Annotated in this window: 14 protein-coding genes and 1 pseudogene; 4 read left to right on the top strand and 11 right to left on the bottom strand. The window is 65.4% G+C overall.

From position 1 onward, the window contains the following. Positions 1-156 precede the first annotated feature (156 nt). The 6 genes from ACYVJ8_RS02490 to murJ all read right to left on the bottom strand — a co-directional run bounded on the left by ACYVJ8_RS02490 (position 157) and on the right by murJ (position 8,632). Positions 157-1,356: a tyrosine-type recombinase/integrase gene (locus ACYVJ8_RS02490; RefSeq protein WP_460709310.1), complete on the bottom strand. Its 1,200-nt coding sequence runs from the start codon at positions 1,354-1,356 to the stop codon at positions 157-159. 249 nt (positions 1,357-1,605) lie between these two features. Beyond that, entirely contained in the window at positions 1,606-2,556 is a 951-nt protein-coding gene (gene ispH, locus ACYVJ8_RS02485) for a 4-hydroxy-3-methylbut-2-enyl diphosphate reductase (protein ID WP_460709309.1), read from the bottom strand. A gap of 9 nt (positions 2,557-2,565) precedes the next feature. After that, positions 2,566-3,084, bottom strand: coding sequence for a signal peptidase II (lspA, locus tag ACYVJ8_RS02480; RefSeq protein WP_460709308.1), 519 nt, complete (start codon positions 3,082-3,084; stop codon positions 2,566-2,568). Continuing rightward, complete coding sequence (ileS, locus tag ACYVJ8_RS02475) at positions 3,084-5,882, bottom strand: isoleucine--tRNA ligase (protein ID WP_460711002.1); 2,799 nt, start codon at positions 5,880-5,882, stop codon at positions 3,084-3,086. Before ileS ends, lspA begins: the two co-directional genes overlap by 1 nt. Before the next feature lie 73 nt (positions 5,883-5,955). Then, positions 5,956-6,918, bottom strand: a complete 963-nt coding sequence (locus tag ACYVJ8_RS02470) for a bifunctional riboflavin kinase/FAD synthetase (protein ID WP_460709307.1) — start codon at positions 6,916-6,918, stop codon at positions 5,956-5,958. A 124-nt stretch (positions 6,919-7,042) separates the two neighbouring features. Continuing rightward, a complete protein-coding gene (gene murJ, locus ACYVJ8_RS02465; protein WP_460711000.1) occupies positions 7,043-8,632 on the bottom strand; it encodes a murein biosynthesis integral membrane protein MurJ in 1,590 nt (529 codons plus the stop codon). Between the two features lie 152 nt (positions 8,633-8,784). On the opposite strand from murJ, the gene rpsT reads away from it, so the two are divergent. Next, the gene (rpsT, locus tag ACYVJ8_RS02460; RefSeq protein ID WP_460709306.1) at positions 8,785-9,057 is read left to right on the top strand and encodes a 30S ribosomal protein S20; all 273 of its coding nucleotides are present in this window, start codon (positions 8,785-8,787) and stop codon (positions 9,055-9,057) included. Between the two features lie 91 nt (positions 9,058-9,148). Here rpsT and cgtA read toward each other — a convergent pair whose 3' ends face one another. The 3 genes from cgtA to rplU form a co-directional block, all read right to left on the bottom strand. Further along, entirely contained in the window at positions 9,149-10,243 is a 1,095-nt protein-coding gene (cgtA, locus tag ACYVJ8_RS02455) for an Obg family GTPase CgtA (RefSeq protein ID WP_460709305.1), read from the bottom strand. Between the two features lie 109 nt (positions 10,244-10,352). Continuing rightward, positions 10,353-10,613, bottom strand: coding sequence for a 50S ribosomal protein L27 (gene rpmA, locus ACYVJ8_RS02450; protein ID WP_460709304.1), 261 nt, complete (start codon positions 10,611-10,613; stop codon positions 10,353-10,355). Positions 10,614-10,628: 15 nt separating this feature from the next. Further along, positions 10,629-10,940 (bottom strand): 50S ribosomal protein L21, encoded by a 312-nt coding sequence (gene rplU, locus ACYVJ8_RS02445; RefSeq protein WP_386752056.1) that lies wholly within the window; start codon positions 10,938-10,940, stop codon positions 10,629-10,631. A gap of 351 nt (positions 10,941-11,291) precedes the next feature. On the opposite strand from rplU, the pseudogene uvrA reads away from it, so the two are divergent. Then, positions 11,292-14,150 (top strand): annotated as a pseudogene (gene uvrA / locus ACYVJ8_RS02440) (excinuclease ABC subunit UvrA); the annotation flags it as partial. A gap of 17 nt (positions 14,151-14,167) precedes the next feature. Further along, the gene (locus ACYVJ8_RS02435) at positions 14,168-14,581 is read left to right on the top strand and encodes an acyl-CoA thioesterase (protein WP_460709303.1); all 414 of its coding nucleotides are present in this window, start codon (positions 14,168-14,170) and stop codon (positions 14,579-14,581) included. Positions 14,582-14,586: 5 nt separating this feature from the next. On the opposite strand, the gene ACYVJ8_RS02430 is transcribed toward ACYVJ8_RS02435, so the two are convergent. Continuing rightward, on the bottom strand, positions 14,587-15,027 hold the full coding sequence (locus tag ACYVJ8_RS02430; RefSeq protein ID WP_460709302.1) for a copper chaperone PCu(A)C: 441 nt from the start codon (positions 15,025-15,027) through the stop codon (positions 14,587-14,589). Positions 15,028-15,069: 42 nt separating this feature from the next. On the opposite strand from ACYVJ8_RS02430, the gene ACYVJ8_RS02425 reads away from it, so the two are divergent. After that, positions 15,070-15,843 (top strand): enoyl-CoA hydratase/isomerase family protein, encoded by a 774-nt coding sequence (locus ACYVJ8_RS02425; protein WP_460709301.1) that lies wholly within the window; start codon positions 15,070-15,072, stop codon positions 15,841-15,843. An 8-nt stretch (positions 15,844-15,851) separates the two neighbouring features. Here the strand turns inward: ACYVJ8_RS02425 and ACYVJ8_RS02420 are convergent, their stop codons facing one another. Continuing rightward, positions 15,852-16,697: a sulfurtransferase gene (locus tag ACYVJ8_RS02420; protein ID WP_460709300.1), complete on the bottom strand. Its 846-nt coding sequence runs from the start codon at positions 16,695-16,697 to the stop codon at positions 15,852-15,854. Positions 16,698-16,742 lie beyond the last annotated feature (45 nt).

Genomic DNA, 16,742 nt, shown 5'->3' with positions numbered 1-16,742 from the left:
GGATAACGGTACCGATGCATATCGCGCATACCCCAACTCGCCCTGTATGGAGTGACCTTTCTGAATCGTCCACTCCGGAGTGACAGGATCATGGTTCCAGCGGCCCACCTAGGACTTCGAGTGCTGCCCGATGCGGGCACAGGTGGGCAACTGCGCTTAGCTCAACTTAGCGACTGCAGCAGCAAGCCCATCCGGCGCCAAATGCGCATAACGCAGTGTCATGGCGATATCAGCGTGCCCCAGCAGTTCACGCACAGTGTTTAGATCGACGCCCTTGCGCACCAACTTGCTTGCGAAGTCGTGACGCAAATCGTGGAAGCGAAAGCTGGTGATCTTTGCTTCTTGCAACAACGCGCCCCAACCCTTCTTAGGGTCATTTGGCTCAAACACCCTACCCTGCCCCTCGGACTGACGCGCCCAGCGCGTCAGAACCGACAATGCTTCGGTATTGAGCGGGATATGACGCTGACGACCGTTCTTTGCATGGCGTGCCTGGATGGTGATGATCTTTGCATCGAGGTCGATGTCCGACCATTGCAAAGACAACAGCTCACCCCGGCGCATACCGGTGTTCATGGCTAAAAGTACGACTGGCGTCAAATGGTTACCGAAGCCATCCCGCGGGATCTCCGACAGGACCGACACTTGCCGCGCCCGGCGCACAGCATTGCCGTTTGCCCTGCCCTGTATCAGCTTACGGTCGCGTGCAGCTAGCGCCTGACGCAGGCGGGCTTCTTCGGCTGGCGACAAATACCGAACGATCTTGCGTGATTCGACAGCTTTCTGGCGCATGCCCAACAACGGGTTTTGATCCAGCAGCTTCCATTCGACTGCCATCGACATGGCTGCCCGCAACGTGGCCATGTCGCGGTACGCGGTCGCTTTGGCAACTTGTTTGCACGCATCACTGGTCAGGCGATCACGCCACCAGCGATCAATCGTCGGTACGTCGATTGCAGACAAGGGCGTTTTCAGTATGCCCGCAAAGTGCGTGCGGATGCGCTGTGCGTATCGCTTGCCCCGACGCAGTTCAACGACAGCCCACGGCTCGTAGTGATCCGTTAAAAAATCGCCAAGGGTGCACGTGGTCACCCTGGCTTTCGCGATAGCAGGCAGACGCTGCTGGACGGCCTCAGCCATCGCCTGGGCCGCTTGGGCTCGGGCCTGCTCCAGGGTGATGTGTTCGACGGCACCAAGCGTACGTCGCTTCCCATGCGCCCAAGACACGATCCATGCTTTGTGCCCAGATGGTTGGACACGCAAGATCAGCCCCTTAGTGAGGATGTCCCTCATTTCGTAAGGCTTCGACTGGGGCTGTGCGTCGATAACGACACGCTTCGTCAGTTGGATACGCATTGCGCTTGGCTCCGTAAGTAAGCGGTAAGCCATGACGCTAGCGAGTGCCCCGAAACGGTGTCCGGATAAGGACCATCCGCATCGGATGGAAACACCTTAAAAAACAAAGGCCCGCGTCTGCGGGCCTAGTACCGTTACTTCGTCAAAAAGCGCTTCAAAACAGGCGTTTTGGTGTTACGAATGCGCCGCTCTACCAACTGAGCTATTCCGGCGAAGGGGCGCAATTGTAGGCGCCGGGCCGCGGCAGGGTCAATCGACCAGCTGCAGGCGCAGCTCCTTGGGCAGGGCGAAGACCATGTTTTCGGGCTCGCCGGCGAGTTCGGAGACGTGCTCGGCGCCGAGTTCGCGCAGGCGCTCGATCACGCCGCGCACCAGGACTTCCGGCGCGGAGGCGCCGGCGGTGATGCCCACGCGCTTGCGGCCGTGAACCCAGCGCGGGTCGATTTCGATGGCGCCGTCGATCAGATAGGCCTCGACGCCTTCGCGCTCGGCCAGCTCGCGCAAGCGGTTGGAATTGGAGCTGTTAGGCGAACCCACCACGAGCACTAGGTCGCACTTCGCGGCCAGCTCGCGCACGGCGTCCTGGCGATTCTGCGTGGCGTAGCAGATGTCGTCGTTCTTGGGGCCCTGGATCGCGGGGTATTTCGCCCTCAACGCTTCGATGACGGCGCGGGTGTCGTCGACCGACAGCGTCGTCTGCGTGGTGTAGGCGAGATTCTCCGGCTGGCCGACCTGGAGCGTGGCGACATCCTCGATGTCTTCGACCAGGTAGATCTCCCCTGCTCCGGCTTCGCGCTTCCACTGCCCCATCGTGCCTTCAACTTCGGGATGGCCGTCGTGGCCGATCAGCACGACGTCGCGGCCGGCGCGGCATTGACGCGCGACTTCCAGGTGCACCTTGGTCACCAGTGGGCAGGTGGCGTCGAACACTTTCAGTCCGCGCTGCCCCGCCTCGTTGCGCACGGCCTGCGAAACGCCGTGCGCGCTGAAGATGACCGTGGCGTTGTCGGGCACTTCATCGAGTTCCTCGACGAAGATCGCGCCGCGATGCTTGAGGTCGTCGACGACGAAACGGTTGTGCACGACTTCGTGCCGCACGTAGATCGGCGCGCCGAGCGTTTCCAGGGCGCGCTTGACGATCTCGATCGCGCGGTCGACGCCGGCGCAGAAACCACGGGGATTGGCTAGCAGGACATCCATGCGGCAATTTTACCCCCGTTGACCTGCGTCGGACTTACGCGGCCGGTTGCCGAGCAGCCCGAACAGGGCGATGCCGATCGCACCGCCGACGATGGCCGAATCCGCAATGTTGAATGCGGGCCAGTAATGGTCGCGCCAGTACCACTGGATGAAGTCGATCACCTTGCCGTGCATGAGCCGGTCGATGACGTTGCCCAGCGCGCCGCCGATCACCAGCGCATACGGCAAAGCGACGCGCCAGTCGCGGCGCGGCGTGTGCGACAGCCAGTAGCCCAGCAGGCCGCTGATGCCGAAGGCCAGCGCCGTGAACAGGTACTTTTGCCAGCCGCCGGCATCGCTCAGGAAGCTGAAGGCCGCGCCTGTGTTGTAGGTGCGGTACCAGTTCCAGAACCCATCGATGACCGGCACGGCCTGGAATTCCGGCAGCGCGGTCAGCACCCAGTTCTTGCTCCACTGGTCCAGCGCGATGATCAGCACCGACACCAGCAACCACGGCAGCGCGTTGCGCCCGATCGCGGGAGTGGCCATCAGAACCACCTCCGGTCTTCGCCTTCGCCATCGATATTGCTGACGCAACGTCCGCACAGCTCGGGATGTTCGGCAATCGTGCCGACGTCGGCACGGTAGTGCCAGCAACGCACGCACTTGGCCTTCTTGGTCCGCGCGGCCAGCACGGCGATGTCCTTGGCCGCATCGTCGGCCACGACTTCGACGTCGCCGCTGATGAAGAGGAAGCGCAGCTCATCGGCCAAGGGCGCCAGCCAGTTCTGGTCGGCGACGCTGCAGCGCAGGCCGATCTCCGCTTCCAGCGCGGCACCGATTTCGCCCGCGGCGCGCATCGGTTCCAGCGTCTTGCTGACTTCCTCGCGCAGGGCTAACAGCCGGCTGAAATCCGCGGCGGACAGCGCCGCATCGTTCGTCAGCGGGGCCAGGCCGTCGTACCACGTGGTGAACAGCACGTTGTCTTCGCGCTCGCCCGGCAAATAGCGCCACATCTCGTCGGCGGTGAAGCTCAGGATCGGCGCGATCCAGCGCACGAACGCTTCGGCGATGCGGAACATCGCGCTTTGCGCCGAGCGGCGGCCGCGCGAGTCCTCGCGCATCGTGTAGAGGCGGTCCTTGGTGACGTCCAGGTACAGCGAACCCAGATCGACGCTGCAGAAGTTGGACAGCGCCTGCACGATCGCGGCGAAGTCATACGCCTCGTAGGCCTGGGCGATCTGCTGCTGCAGTTCCCAGGCGCGGTGCACGATCCAGCGGTCCAGCGCGACCATGTCCTCGAGCGGAAGCAGATCGCGCGCGTGGTCGAAGCCGTTGAGATTGGCCAGCAGGAAGCGTGCGGTATTGCGGATGCGACGATACGCATCGCCGCTGCGCTTGAGGATGTTGTCCGACACCGACATCTCGTTGCGGTAGTCGGTCGATGCGATCCACAGGCGCAGCACGTCCGCACCCATCGCGTTGATCACCTTCTGCGGCTCGACCGTGTTACCGATCGACTTGGACATCTTCTTGCCCTGTTCGTCGACGGTGAAGCCGTGCGTGAGCACCTGGCGGTACGGCGCCTTGCCGTCCATCGCCACGGCGGTGAGCAGCGAGCTGTGGAACCAGCCGCGGTGCTGGTCGGAACCTTCCAGGTACAAGTCCGCAGGCTTGTGCAGGCCGTCCTGCGGACGCTGCGCGAGCACGCATTCGTGGGTCACGCCCGAATCGAACCAGACGTCGAGGATGTCGGTGACCTTGTCGTACTTCGCCGCTTCCTCGCCCAGCAGCGAAGCCGGATCGAGCGAATACCAGGCGTCGACGCCTTCGCGCTCGACCACGTCGGCGACGCGGCGCATCAGCTCGGATGCACGCGGGTGCGGCTCGTGGGTCTCGCGATCGACGAACAGTGCGATCGGCACGCCCCAGGTGCGCTGACGGCTGATGCACCAGTCCGGGCGACCTTCGATCATTCCGTAGATGCGGGCCTCGCCCCATTCCGGAATCCATTGCACCTGGCCGATTTCGCGCAGTGCGTCCTCGCGCAGGTGCGCCTGCTCCATCGAGATGAACCACTGCGGCGTGGCGCGGAACACCACCGGCGTCTTGTGGCGCCAGCAGTGCGGGTAGCTGTGCTCCAGCTTCGCGTGCGCCAGCAGGTGGCCGTTGCTGCGCAGCACTTCGGTGAGCGCGTCGTTGGCCTTCCAGATGTGCAGTCCGGCCAAAGTCAGGCCGTCCGCGGGCGGCGTCGACGGCAGATACAGGCCACGGCCGTCGATGGGATTCATCTGCGCGGCGGTGTACTTCTCGATCAGGCCGTAACGCTGGCCGACGACGAAGTCTTCCTGGCCGTGGCCCGGCGCGGTGTGGACCACGCCCGTACCGTCATCGGCGGTGACGTGCTCACCCACCAGCACGGGGATGTCGCGCTCGGCGTAGAACGGATGCTGCAGGTGCTGCCCTTCCAGCTCGCTGCCGCTGACGTTGCCGAGCACCACCACCTCGGTGACGCCATAACGCGCAAGCGCTTTGGTCGCCAGCGCTTCGGCGAGCACGAGCAGGCGGCGGCTGCCGTCGCTGCGGCGCGGTCCTTCCACCAGCACGTATTCGAGTTCGGGGCCGACGGTGACCGCGAGGCTCGCCGGCAGCGTCCAGGGCGTGGTCGTCCAGATCGGCAACGCTACGTCCGCGCTCTCTTCCACCGAAACGCCGAACAGGCCGGCCAGCTTCTGCGGGTTGCGCGCGCTGTAGGCGACGTCGATCGCCGGCGACACCTTGTCGGCGTATTCGATCTCGGCTTCGGCCAGCGCCGATACGCAATCGAAGCACCAGTACACCGGCTTGGCGCCGCGCACCAGATGGCCGCGTTCGATGATCTTGGCCAGCGATCGCATGATCCCCGCCTCGGTGGCGAAGTCCATCGTGCGATAGGGATTCTCCCAATCGCCGAGCACGCCCAGGCGCTTGAAGTCGCGGCGCTGCAGGTCGATCTGTTCGGTCGCGTATTCGCGGCACTTCGCACGGAATGCCGCGGCGTCCAGCTTGTCGCCGACCTTGCCGAACTTCTTCTCGACGGCGTGTTCGATCGGCAGGCCGTGGCAGTCCCAGCCAGGCACATACGGTGCGTCGAAGCCGGCGAGCAGCTTCGACTTCACGATCACGTCCTTCAGCACTTTGTTGACGGCGTGGCCGATGTGGATCGCGCCGTTGGCGTACGGCGGGCCGTCGTGCAGGACGAAGCTCTTCGCGCGCTTGCCGGTCTTCGCGCGAATTCGCTGGTACAGGCCCTCGCTCTCCCAACGCGCGAGCGTCTCCGGCTCGCGCTTGGGCAGGTCGCCGCGCATCGGGAATTCCGTCGCGGGCAGATTCAGTGTGGACTTGTAGCGGCTGGCTTCTTGGTCGGTCACAGCGGTGGGCTCAGGCGAAGGCTCGTCGAGGTTGGTCGGGAAAACCGGAGGACAGGATCGTACGCGCCTGGTCGGCGTCGCGATGCATCTGCTCGGTGAGGGAGGTCAGATCGGGGAACTTCAGCTCGTCGCGCAGCTTGGCGACGAATTCGATTTCGATGCGGCGCCCGTAGAGGTCGCCGGCAAAGTCGAACAGGTGCGCTTCCAGCAGCGGCTCCACGCCCGCCACCGTGGGGCGCGTGCCCAGGCTCGACACCGATGCGCGCGGCGTGCTGCCGACCCCATGCACCCAGGTGGCATAGATGCCGGACAACGCGGGCGTCTTGCCGCCGAAACGGAGGTTGGCGGTGGGAAAGCCCAACTCGCGGCCCAGCTGCTTACCGCGGACGACATGGCCGCCGATGGAATAGGCGCGTCCGAGCAATCGCGCGGCGCTGGCGAAATCGCCGGCCTGGAGCGCGGCGCGGATACGGGTACTCGATACGCGTTCGCCATCGAGTTCGACCGGGGAGATTTCCTCCGCCTGGAATCCGAGCGAACCGCCGACGCGACGCAGCAGCTCGATGTCGCCTGCGCGGCCCTTGCCGAAACGGAATTCCGGACCGACCCAAACTTCGCGCGCCGACAGCCGTTGCTGCAGCACGACCTGCGCGAATTCCTCCGCCGTGAGGCTGCTCAGGCGCCGGTCGAAGCGCAGCAGACCGACCTGGTCCAACCCCATCGCGAGCAGGCGCTCGGCCTTGGCGCGCGGCAGCAGCAGGCGCGGCGGCGGATTGCCCGGCGCGAAGAATTCGCGCGGCAAGGGTTCGAAGCTCAGGGCGACCGCGGGCACGGCCAAGTCGCGGGCACGCTCGACGGTGCGGCGCACCAGCGCCTGATGCCCCAGATGCAGGCCGTCGAAGGCGCCGATGCAGACCACACTGCCGTGCGGGCACCGGGGCCCGCCTTCGACGTCGCGAAACAGCCTGCTCATGGATTCTCTGATGTGGCCGGCCGAAGCGGCCTGTCATGCAACCAAAGCCCGGCGAGGGGCCGGGCTTTGCCGGCCGATCTGTCGATCAGCCGTGATCTTGAAGTATAGCCGCGCCGGCCCAGACTCAATGCTCGCGCAGGTCGCGCGGACGGAAGCCCAGCGCCATCAGCGAGGCCAGATAGACCGCGCCGCCGCCGCCGACCAGGACGGCGAGATAGCCGATCCGCTCCCACTTGCCGATGACGGTGAAATCCGGGATCCAATGCAGCGCCACCAACAGGGCGACGGCCATCGCGGCGCAGGCCAGCCCCAGACGCGCCAGATGCCGCGCCCACCCCGGCTGGCGTTCATACACGCCGGCCTTGCGCAGCCAGTGCCAGAGCAGCATCAGGTTGATGTAGCTGGCCAGCGCGCTGGCCAGACCGATCGCGAGGTGCAGGCCCGGCGTGCTCGCCAGCCCGCCCATGATGTCGCCCTGCTTCGAAGCCGGCACCTTCAGCACGAACAGCACCGCAAGGAAGAGGACGTTCAGCACCATGTTCGCCACCAGCGAGGCCACGCCCGCGCGCACCGGCGTCTTCGTATCCTGCCGCGCGTAGAACGCCGGCAGCACGATCTTCACCAGCGCGAAGGCGGGCAAGCCGAAGCTGAGGCCGAACACCGACATCGCCGCCATGCGCGTGTCGAACGCGGTGAATTCCTTGTGCTGGAACAGCGTCGCCACCAATGGCTGCGACAACAGCATCAGCCCGAGCATCGCCGGCAGCGCGATCAGCAGGGTCGTGCGCAGGCCCCAGTCGAGCGCTTTCGAAAAGCCTTCGCGATCGGTGTTGACGTGATGCCGCGACAGCGTAGGCAGGATCACCGTGCCCAGGGCGATGCCGAACACGCCAAGCGGTAGCTCCAGGAAGCGATCCGCCTGCGACAGCCAGGTCTGCGAGCCGGTGTAGAGCATCGCGGCGATGATGGTGTCGAACAGCAAATTGATCTGGGCGATCGAGGAGCCGAACAGCGTCGGCACCATCAGCTTCACTACCTTGCGCACGTCGGGGTGGTTCCAGCCCCACTTCGGCATGGCGAGCAGATCCAGGCCGCGCAGGGCCGGCAGTTGGAACAGCAACTGCAAAACGCCGCCTGCGAGGATCGCCCAACCCAGCGCGGTAATCGGCACCTGCAGGTGCGGCGACAGCCACAGGGCGCCGGCGATCATGCACAGGTTCAAAATCACCGGCGTCAGCGCCGGCATGCCGAACTTGTGGAAGCTGTTCAGCGCCCCGCCCGCCAGCGCGGTCAGCGACACGAACAGGATGAAGGGGAAGGTCAGGCGCAGCAGTTCGACGGTCAGGTCGAACTTCTGCGTCGCCACGCCGCCGCCCAGGTTGAACAACCAGGCCACCTGCGGTGTGAACAGCAGGCCCAGCGCGGTGACCACGAGCAGGATCCCGCCCAAGGTGCCCGAGACGCGGGACATCAGCTCCTTGAGGTCCGCGTGGGGCCGGGTCTCCTTGACCTCGGTAAAGACCGGAACGAACGCGGTCGAGAAGGAGCCCTCCGCGAACAGCCGGCGCATGAAGTTGGGAATGCGGAACGCGACCCAGAAGGCGTCGGTGGCGGCATTGGCGCCGAAGGTCGAGGTGATCGCGATGTCCCGGATCAGCCCCAGTACCCGCGAGATCATGGTCATGCCGCCGAACGACAGCACCCCACGGATCATCTTCGGCCGGCTCATGCGGGCCTCCGGACGGCTTCGCCCCGGGAGAAGCCGCGATGGCAACGGGGGTTGTTGACGCAAGCTACTGAATCGCCCATACTTTCCTGTCTGATTTCCCCAAATCCCATCAACACCAAGTTTCCAGGATTCCTGTCGTGGCCAATATCAAGTCCGCCAAGAAGCGCGCCAAGCAGACCGTCGTGCGCAATGCCCGCAACGCCGCTCAGCGTTCGATGCTGCGTACCGCCGTCAAGAAGGTGCTCAAGGCACTCGACGCCAACGACGCCGCCGGCGCCAAGGCCGCCTTCGAAGTGGCTCAGCCGATTCTCGACCGTTTCAGCTCGCGTGGCCTGATCCACAAGAACAAGGCTGCCCGTCACAAGAGCCGCCTGACCGCGCGCATCAAGGCGCTGTCGGTCGCTGCCTAAAGCGCCCTGCATCACCGCAGGCGCCGCAAGCGCCTGCTGAAAAAGCCCCGCTACAGGCGGGGCTTTTTTGTTGTTTGCGATGGACGATGTATCAGACTTCATCGACGGAATCGTCCGTCTGCGCGGCACGGAAGGCGGCCTCGTCGGCGGCTTCATGCGCCGCTTGCTTGAGCTCGTCGAAGAAGCGCATCACGTCGAGCATGATCGGCCAGGTGTTCTCGCGGCCGATGGCCGACACCAGGTACCAGCGATCCTTCCAGCCCAGCTCGTCGATGATGGCCTGGACGGCCTCCTGCTGCTCTTCTTCGAGCAACAGATCCGCCTTGTTGAGGACCAGCCAGCGCGGCTTGGCGAGCAGTTCCGGATCGTGCTTCTCCAGCTCGCGTTCGATCGCACGCACCTGCTCAGCCGGACTGATGCCTTCCACCCCGCCTTCCATCGGCGCGATGTCGACCAGATGCAAGAGCAGATGGGTGCGCTGCAGGTGCTTGAGGAATTGAGTGCCCAGGCCCGCGCCGTCCGCGGCGCCTTCGATCAGGCCCGGGATGTCGGCGATGACGAAGCTGCGGTGGTGCTCAATGCTAACCACGCCGAGATTCGGATAAAGCGTGGTGAATGGATAGTCCGCCACTTTGGGCGTCGCCGCCGACACGGCGCGGATGAAGGTGCTCTTGCCCGCGTTCGGGAATCCGAGCAGGCCGACATCGGCCAGCAGCTTCAGCTCGAGCTGGAGCGCGCGCTCCTCGCCCGGCAGTCCCGGCAGCGCCCTGCGCGGCGTGCGGTTGATCGAGCTCTTGAAGTGCATGTTGCCCAGGCCGCCCTTGCCGCCCTTCGCGACCAGCAGGCGATCGCCGTGGGCGGTGAGGTCGCCGATGACTTCGTCGGTCTCGACATTGGTGACGACGGTTCCGACGGGCACGGTGATGACCAGATCGTTGCCGGCCTTGCCGTACATCTGCCGGCCCATGCCGTTCTCGCCGCGCTGCGCCTTGAACTTGGTCTGGTGACGGAAGTCCACCAGCGTGTTGAGGTTCTCGTCCGCGACCAGCCACACGCTGCCGCCATCGCCGCCATCGCCGCCATCCGGCCCGCCCAGCGGGATGAACTTCTCACGGCGGAAGCCGACGCAGCCGTTGCCGCCATCGCCCGCGGTGACCTGGATTTCGGCTTCGTCGACGAGTTTCATGGGGATGGGTAGCTGGGCCTGGAAGTGAATCGCTGGCGAGCTTATCGCTACGCCACAGAAACGAAAAACCCCGCCGAAGCGGGGCTTCTCGCTGCATCGCGCGCGCGGATTACTCGGCGGCGACGATGCTGACGGTACGGCGCTTGTTCGGGCCCTTGGTCGAGAACTCGACCTTGCCGTTGATCAGCGCGAACAGGGTGTGGTCGCGGCCGAGGCCGACGCCCGAACCCGGGTGGAAGTTGGTACCGCGCTGACGCACGATGATGTTGCCGGCTTCGATGGACTGGCCGCCGTAGATCTTGACGCCCAAGTACTTCGGGTTGGAGTCGCGGCCGTTGCGCGAGGAACCTACGCCCTTTTTGTGTGCCATGGCTGCTTCTCCTGCTTAGCCGGCAATGCCGGTGATTTCGATTTCGGTGTAGTGCTGACGGTGACCCATCTGCTTGCGGTGGTGCTTGCGGCGACGGAACTTCACGATGCGCACCTTGTCGGCGCGGCCGTGGCCGATCACCTTCGCGCTGACCGAAGCGCCCTTGAGCGCGTCGCCGATCTTGATGGTTTCGCCATCGCCGATCATCAGCACGTTGTCGAGCTTGATCTCGCTGCCGGCTTCGGCTTCGAGCAGTTCGACGCGCAGGGTTTCCCCCTTCATCACGCGGTATTGCTTACCGCCGGTGAGTACAACTGCATACGACATGACCAGATTCCTCTGTAGTTATTTTGGTCGCCTGCCGCGCCCTTATGGGCGGACAGAAGCGGAATTCTATAGGTTTCAGCGAGTTAGGGTCAACCCGCCGCTACAGCGACGTATTTGGACCCGACGCCCCCCACCCCTGCCCGCCCGGACCGCGGCCGGCCCCCGCCGGTCCGGGCGCTGGCCGGCCGGGTCCCCAACCCTTGTCCCGCCCAGACCCGGTGGCTGAACCGTTGGGTCCGCTCCCGTCTCAGGCCCTGCGACCGGCCGAAACCAGACTGGGGAATGGGGCCATTTGCCCCCATCTGATCCCCTCGCTACGCTCCTCTGTTCGCCCTCGGATCCCCACTCTCAATGGCGCTGGATTTCATCCGCATCCGCGGCGCGCGGACGCACAACCTCAAGAACATCGATCTCGACCTCCCCCGCGAGAAGCTGATCGTCATCACCGGCCTGTCCGGTTCCGGCAAGTCCTCGCTGGCCTTCGACACCATTTACGCCGAAGGCCAGCGCCGTTACGTCGAATCCCTGTCGGCCTACGCCCGCCAGTTCCTCAGCGTGATGGAGAAGCCGGACGTCGACCATATCGAGGGCCTGTCGCCGGCGATCGCCATCGAGCAGAAGGCGACGTCGCACAACCCCCGCTCGACCGTCGGCACCATCACCGAGATCTACGACTACCTGCGCCTGCTGTACGCCCGCGTCGGCACGCCGCGCTGCCCGGATCACCACTATCCGCTGGAAGCGCAGACGGTCAGCCAGATGGTCGATCAGGTCCTGACCCTGGATCCGGAGCAGCGCTACATGCTGCTGGCGCCGGTCGTGCGCGAGCGCAAGGGCGAGCACGCGCAGATCTTCGAGCAACTGCGCGCGCAGGGTTACGTGCGCGTGCGCGTGGACGGCAATCTTTACGAGATCGACGCGGTGCCGCCGCTGGCCCTGCGCCAGAAGCACACGATCGAAGCGGTGATCGACCGCTTCAAGCCGCGCGATGACATCAAGCAGCGCCTGGCCGAGTCGTTCGAGACATCGCTGAAGCTCGGCGACGGCATGGCGGCGGTGCATTCGCTCGACAAGCCTGAAGCTGAGCCGCTGCTGTTCTCGTCGAAGTACAGCTGCCCGGTCTGCGACTACTCGCTGCCGGAGCTGGAACCGCGGCTGTTCTCCTTCAACTCGCCGGTGGGCGCCTGCCCGACCTGCGACGGCCTGGGCGTCGCCCAGTTCTTCGATCCCGCGCGCGTGGTCGTGCATCCGGAGCTGTCCCTGGCCGCCGGTGCGGTGCGCGGCTGGGATCGCCGCAACGCCTACTACTTCGCGCTGATCCAGTCGCTGGCCAAGCACTACAAGTTCAGCGTCGACACGCAGTGGCAGACGTTGCCGACGAAAGTCCGTGATGCCGTGCTGTTCGGCAGCGGCGACGATCTGATCAACTTCACCTACACCAGCGAAAGCGGGACGCGCCATCAGCGCAAGCACCGCTTCGAAGGCATCGTTCCCAACCTGGAGCGCCGCTACAAGGAAACCGAATCCGCCGCGGTGCGCGAGGAACTCGCCAAGTACATCAGCGAGCGCGCCTGCACCGAGTGCGGTGGTGCCCGCCTCAACCGCGCCGCGCGCAACGTCTTCGTCGCCGACCGGCCGCTGCCGCAGCTGGTGGTGTTGCCGATCGACGAAGCGCTGTCGTTCTTCAAGGCGCTGAACCTGCCCGGCTGGCGCGGCGAAATCGCGATCAAAATCGTCAAGGAAATCACCGATCGCCTGCGCTTCCTCGTCGACGTGGGTCTCGATTACCTGACCTTGGAACGCAAGGCCGATTCGCTGTCCGGCGGCGAAGCGCAGCGCATCCGCCTGGCTTCGCAGATCGGCGCCGGCCTGGTCGGCGTGATGTACGTGCTCGACGAGCCGTCGATCGGCTTGCATCAGCGCGACAACGAGCGCCTGCTCGGTACGCTCACCCGCCTGCGCGATCTGGGCAACACCGTGATCGTGGTGGAGCACGACGAAGACGCGATCCGTCTGGCCGATCACATCGTCGACATCGGCCCCGGCGCCGGCGTGCACGGCGGCGAAATCGTCGCGCAGGGCTCGCTGTCCGATGTGCTCAAGGGACCGCGCTCGCTGACCGGCCAATACCTCAGCGGCAAGAAGAAGATCGAAGTCCCGGCCAAGCGCCACAAGCCCGATCCCAAGGCGATGTTCCATCTGCGCGGCGCGACCGGCAACAACCTCAAGGATGTGGACCTGGCGGTTCCCGCCAGCCTCCTCACCTGCATCACCGGCGTATCGGGTTCGGGCAAGTCGACGCTGATCAACGACACGCTGTATGCGATCGCCGCCAACGAACTCAACGGCGCTTCGCACACGCCGGCGCCGTTCCGCGCGCACGAAAACCTGGACCTGTGGGACAAGGTGGTCGACATCGACCAGTCGCCCATCGGCCGCACGCCGCGCTCCAATCCGGCCACGTACACCGGCCTGTTCACGCCGCTGCGCGAACTGTTCGCGCAGGTCCCGGAAGCGCGCGCACGCGGTTATTCGCCCGGCCGTTTCAGCTTCAACGTACGCGGAGGCCGCTGCGAGGCCTGCCAGGGTGACGGCCTGATCAAGGTCGAGATGCACTTCCTGCCGGACGTGTACGTGCCCTGCGACGTCTGCCACGGCAAGCGCTACAACCGCGAGACGCTGGAGATCCTCTACAAGGGCTACAACATCAACGACGTGCTCGAGATGACCGTCGAGGATGCGCTGAACCTGTTCGAGGCCATCCCGTCGATTTCGCGAAAACTTGAGACGCTGATGGACGTGGGCCTGAGCTACATCAAGCTCGGCCAGAGCGCGACCACGCTATCCGGTGGCGAAGCCCAGCGCGTGAAGCTGTCCAAGGAACTCTCGCGGCGCGATACCGGCCGCACGCTGTACATCCTCGACGAGCCGACCACGGGTCTGCACTTCCACGACATCGAACACCTGCTCAGCGTGCTGCACCGCCTGCGCGACGACGGCAACACCGTGGTGGTGATCGAGCACAATCTGGACGTGATCAAGACCGCCGACTGGGTCATCGATCTCGGCCCGGAAGGCGGCCATCGCGGCGGCACCATCCTCGCCACCGGCACGCCGGAGGACATCGCGACACTGCCGCACTCCCACACCGGCCGCTTCCTCGCGCCGCTGCTGGGCGTGACGCCGGGCGAGCCAGTGCGCAAGCCGGCGAAGAAGAAGTCCGCCGCATGAGCCACGCAACCGCCGAACACCCCGTGCTGTTCCGCATGCCGGTGGCGCTGCGCTGGCGCGACCTGGATGCGTTCAACCACGTCAACAATTCCAACTTCCTCACTTACCTCGAGGAAGCGCGCATCCGTTGGTTCGCCAGTTGGGGCGGCGAATGGGTGAATGACGCGATGGCGCCGTTGCTCGCGGCGGTGCAGTTGAATTACCGCATGCCGATTCCGTATCCGTCGGAAGTCGTCGTCGAGCTGTTCGCCGAGCGGCTGGGCACGAGCAGCGCCACGGTCGGCCATCGCATCGTGTCGGAAGATGGCGCCATGCTTTATTGCGACGGCCACGTCGTCGTGGTGTGGATCGAGCGCGCCAGCGGCCGCGCTATTCCGCTTCCGGATGCGGTGCGTGCCGCAATGAGCTGAGGCGCCTACGGCGCCGGCGGCTTGCGTACCTGCAGTTCGCCGCGCAGCACGCCGCCGCCCTGGAGCGCGAACTCCACCACGACGCGACTGCCTTCCTTCAACTCCGCGCGCGGCTGCATCAGCATCAGGTGCATGCCGCCCGGCTTGAGGACCGCAGCGCCATCGGGGCCCAGGCGAAGTTGCGGTACTTCGCGCATGCGGCTTACGCCCTCGACGATCCGCGTCTCGTGCAGGGACACGTCGCCGAAGGCCGGGCTGCTGGCCCCGACGATCGTTACCGGCATCGGGCATGGATTCTCGATCCGGCCGAAGCCCGCCATCATCGGCATCTTCACCGGCGTGAGCCGGATCCAGCCCTCGCGCACCTGTGGCGCGCATTTGCCGGCGCTGGCAGGTAGCGCGATCAGCAGAGCGAAAACAAAGGCGCAGGCTCGGAGCAGGTTCATGCGCCTATGATAACGGCCGCCCTTCCCCACTGCGCTGAATCCATGGCCATCGAGACTCTCCGCCACGACGCCGACATCGTCGAACTCCGCCTCGCCCGCGCCCCGGTCAATGCCCTGGACCCCGCGCTGTGCGCTGAGCTGCAACAGGCCATCACGGCAGCGGTGAAGCAAGGTGCCAAGGGGTTGGTGCTGTCGGGGAACGAGAAGGTGTTCTCTGCCGGTCTCGACGTTCCGTACCTGCTTTCGCTCGGCGAGGACCGGGCCGTCCTGCTCGCGGCCTGGGGCGCTTTCTTCGACGCCATCCGTGCCCTGGCAAGTTCGCCGGTGCCGGTAGTCGCCGCCATTACCGGGCATGCGCCGGCCGGCGGCTGCGTCCTGGCGCTGTGCTGCGATTATCGGGTGATGGCGAAAGCCGAAGACGTCACACGCCCCTTCCGCATCGGCCTCAACGAGACGCAAGTCGGACTGGTCGCGCCGATCGGCATCCAGAAGCTGATGGAGCGCGCGGTGGGCAAGCATCGCGCGGGGGTGCTGCTCGCTACCGGCGAACTGGTCGATGCCGAACGCGCCAACCAGATCGGGCTCGTGGATGAGCTTGCCGCGGCGGATCAGGTGGTGGCGCGCGCCGTCGCCTGGCTGCAATCGCTATTGAATCTGCCGCGCCAGCCGGTACTCACAACGCGTGCGATTTCGCGCGCCGACCTGATCGAAGCGGTGCAGCCGGAGAACATCCAGCTGGAACGCTTCATCGATGCGTGGACGGAAGCCGATACACAGGCCGGCCTGAAGGCCCTGGTCGCGCGGCTGGGCAAGTAACAGGCCGATCAGCCGGTCGCGATGGGGCGTTCCGGATTTTCGATCCAACCGCTCCACGATCCCATGTACAGCTTCGCGCCGTGCATGCCGGCACGCTCCATGGCGAGCAGGTTGTGGCACGCGGTTACGCCCGAGCCGCACATCATGATCGCCTGTTGTGGCGGGCGCCCTTCCAGGACGGCACGAAACTCGTCGGCCAGTTCCGCAGCCGGCTTGAAGCGTCCGTCGCGCAGATTCTGCGCAAGGGGACGGCTCACTGCGCCGGGCACGTGGCCGTGGACACGGTCCATGAGGTCGTTTTCGCCGCGGAAGCGATCCGCCGGACGCGCATCCAACAGCAACTCGCCGGCATCCAGCGCGGCCTGCACCTGCCCGGCATCAAGCAGGCGCGACGCATCGAACTGCGCCGTGTAGGTCGTCTCACGGCGCCGTACCTGTTCGAAATTCACCGGCAGCCGCAGCTTGTTCCACTGCGTGAAGCCACCATCGAGCACGGCCACCTTCTCGTGCCCCAGCGCGCGCATCAGGAACCAGAAGCGCGCGGCCATGGAACCGTCGCCATCGTCATAGGCGACGATCTGATGATGCGGCGCGATGCCCCAGTGCCCAAGCTTCGCGGTGAAGGTCTCCGCGTCCGGCCAGGGGTGGCGACCATTGCCACTACCGCGCCGGCTCATGTCGGACAGGTCGCGATCCAAGTGCGCATACACCGCACCGGGCAGATGCGAGTGCTCGTAGGCGTATTCGCCCGCCCCGGGGTTGGCCGAGGAATAGCGGCAATCCACGATCACCAGATCCGGGCGATCCAGGGCGGTGGCGAGCGTTTCAGCGGGAACCAGCGTGTTCCAACCCATCGCGAATCCTCCTCAGGAGCGAACGATTGTAGGCCTGGCGCGCGC

Source organism: Lysobacter terrae, assembly GCF_054782215.1.
The sequence above is the reverse complement of the archived record's forward strand: the minus strand, read 5'-3'. Positions and strand labels throughout refer to the sequence as shown.

Bases quoted from the DNA above. Each gene is read 5' to 3' on its own strand.
- ACYVJ8_RS02430 (WP_460709302.1), bottom strand. From the start codon at position 15,027: ATGAACCTGCTCCGAGCCTGCGCCTTTGTTTTCGCTCTGCTGATCGCG.
- ispH (WP_460709309.1), bottom strand. From the start codon at position 2,556: ATGGATGTCCTGCTAGCCAATCCCCGTGGTTTCTGCGCCGGCGTCGAC.
- rplU (WP_386752056.1), bottom strand. From the start codon at position 10,940: ATGTCGTATGCAGTTGTACTCACCGGCGGTAAGCAATACCGCGTGATG.
- lspA (WP_460709308.1), bottom strand. From the start codon at position 3,084: ATGGCCACTCCCGCGATCGGGCGCAACGCGCTGCCGTGGTTGCTGGTG.
- cgtA (WP_460709305.1), bottom strand. From the start codon at position 10,243: ATGAAACTCGTCGACGAAGCCGAAATCCAGGTCACCGCGGGCGATGGC.
- ACYVJ8_RS02425 (WP_460709301.1), top strand. From the start codon at position 15,070: ATGGCCATCGAGACTCTCCGCCACGACGCCGACATCGTCGAACTCCGC.
- ileS (WP_460711002.1), bottom strand. From the start codon at position 5,882: ATGCGCGGCGACCTGCCCAAGCGCGAGCCGGAGACGCTCGCGCGTTGG.
- ACYVJ8_RS02435 (WP_460709303.1), top strand. From the start codon at position 14,168: ATGAGCCACGCAACCGCCGAACACCCCGTGCTGTTCCGCATGCCGGTG.
- ACYVJ8_RS02490 (WP_460709310.1), bottom strand. From the start codon at position 1,356: ATGCGTATCCAACTGACGAAGCGTGTCGTTATCGACGCACAGCCCCAG.
- murJ (WP_460711000.1), bottom strand. From the start codon at position 8,632: ATGATCCGTGGGGTGCTGTCGTTCGGCGGCATGACCATGATCTCGCGG.
- ACYVJ8_RS02470 (WP_460709307.1), bottom strand. From the start codon at position 6,918: ATGAGCAGGCTGTTTCGCGACGTCGAAGGCGGGCCCCGGTGCCCGCAC.
- ACYVJ8_RS02420 (WP_460709300.1), bottom strand. From the start codon at position 16,697: ATGGGTTGGAACACGCTGGTTCCCGCTGAAACGCTCGCCACCGCCCTG.
- rpmA (WP_460709304.1), bottom strand. From the start codon at position 10,613: ATGGCACACAAAAAGGGCGTAGGTTCCTCGCGCAACGGCCGCGACTCC.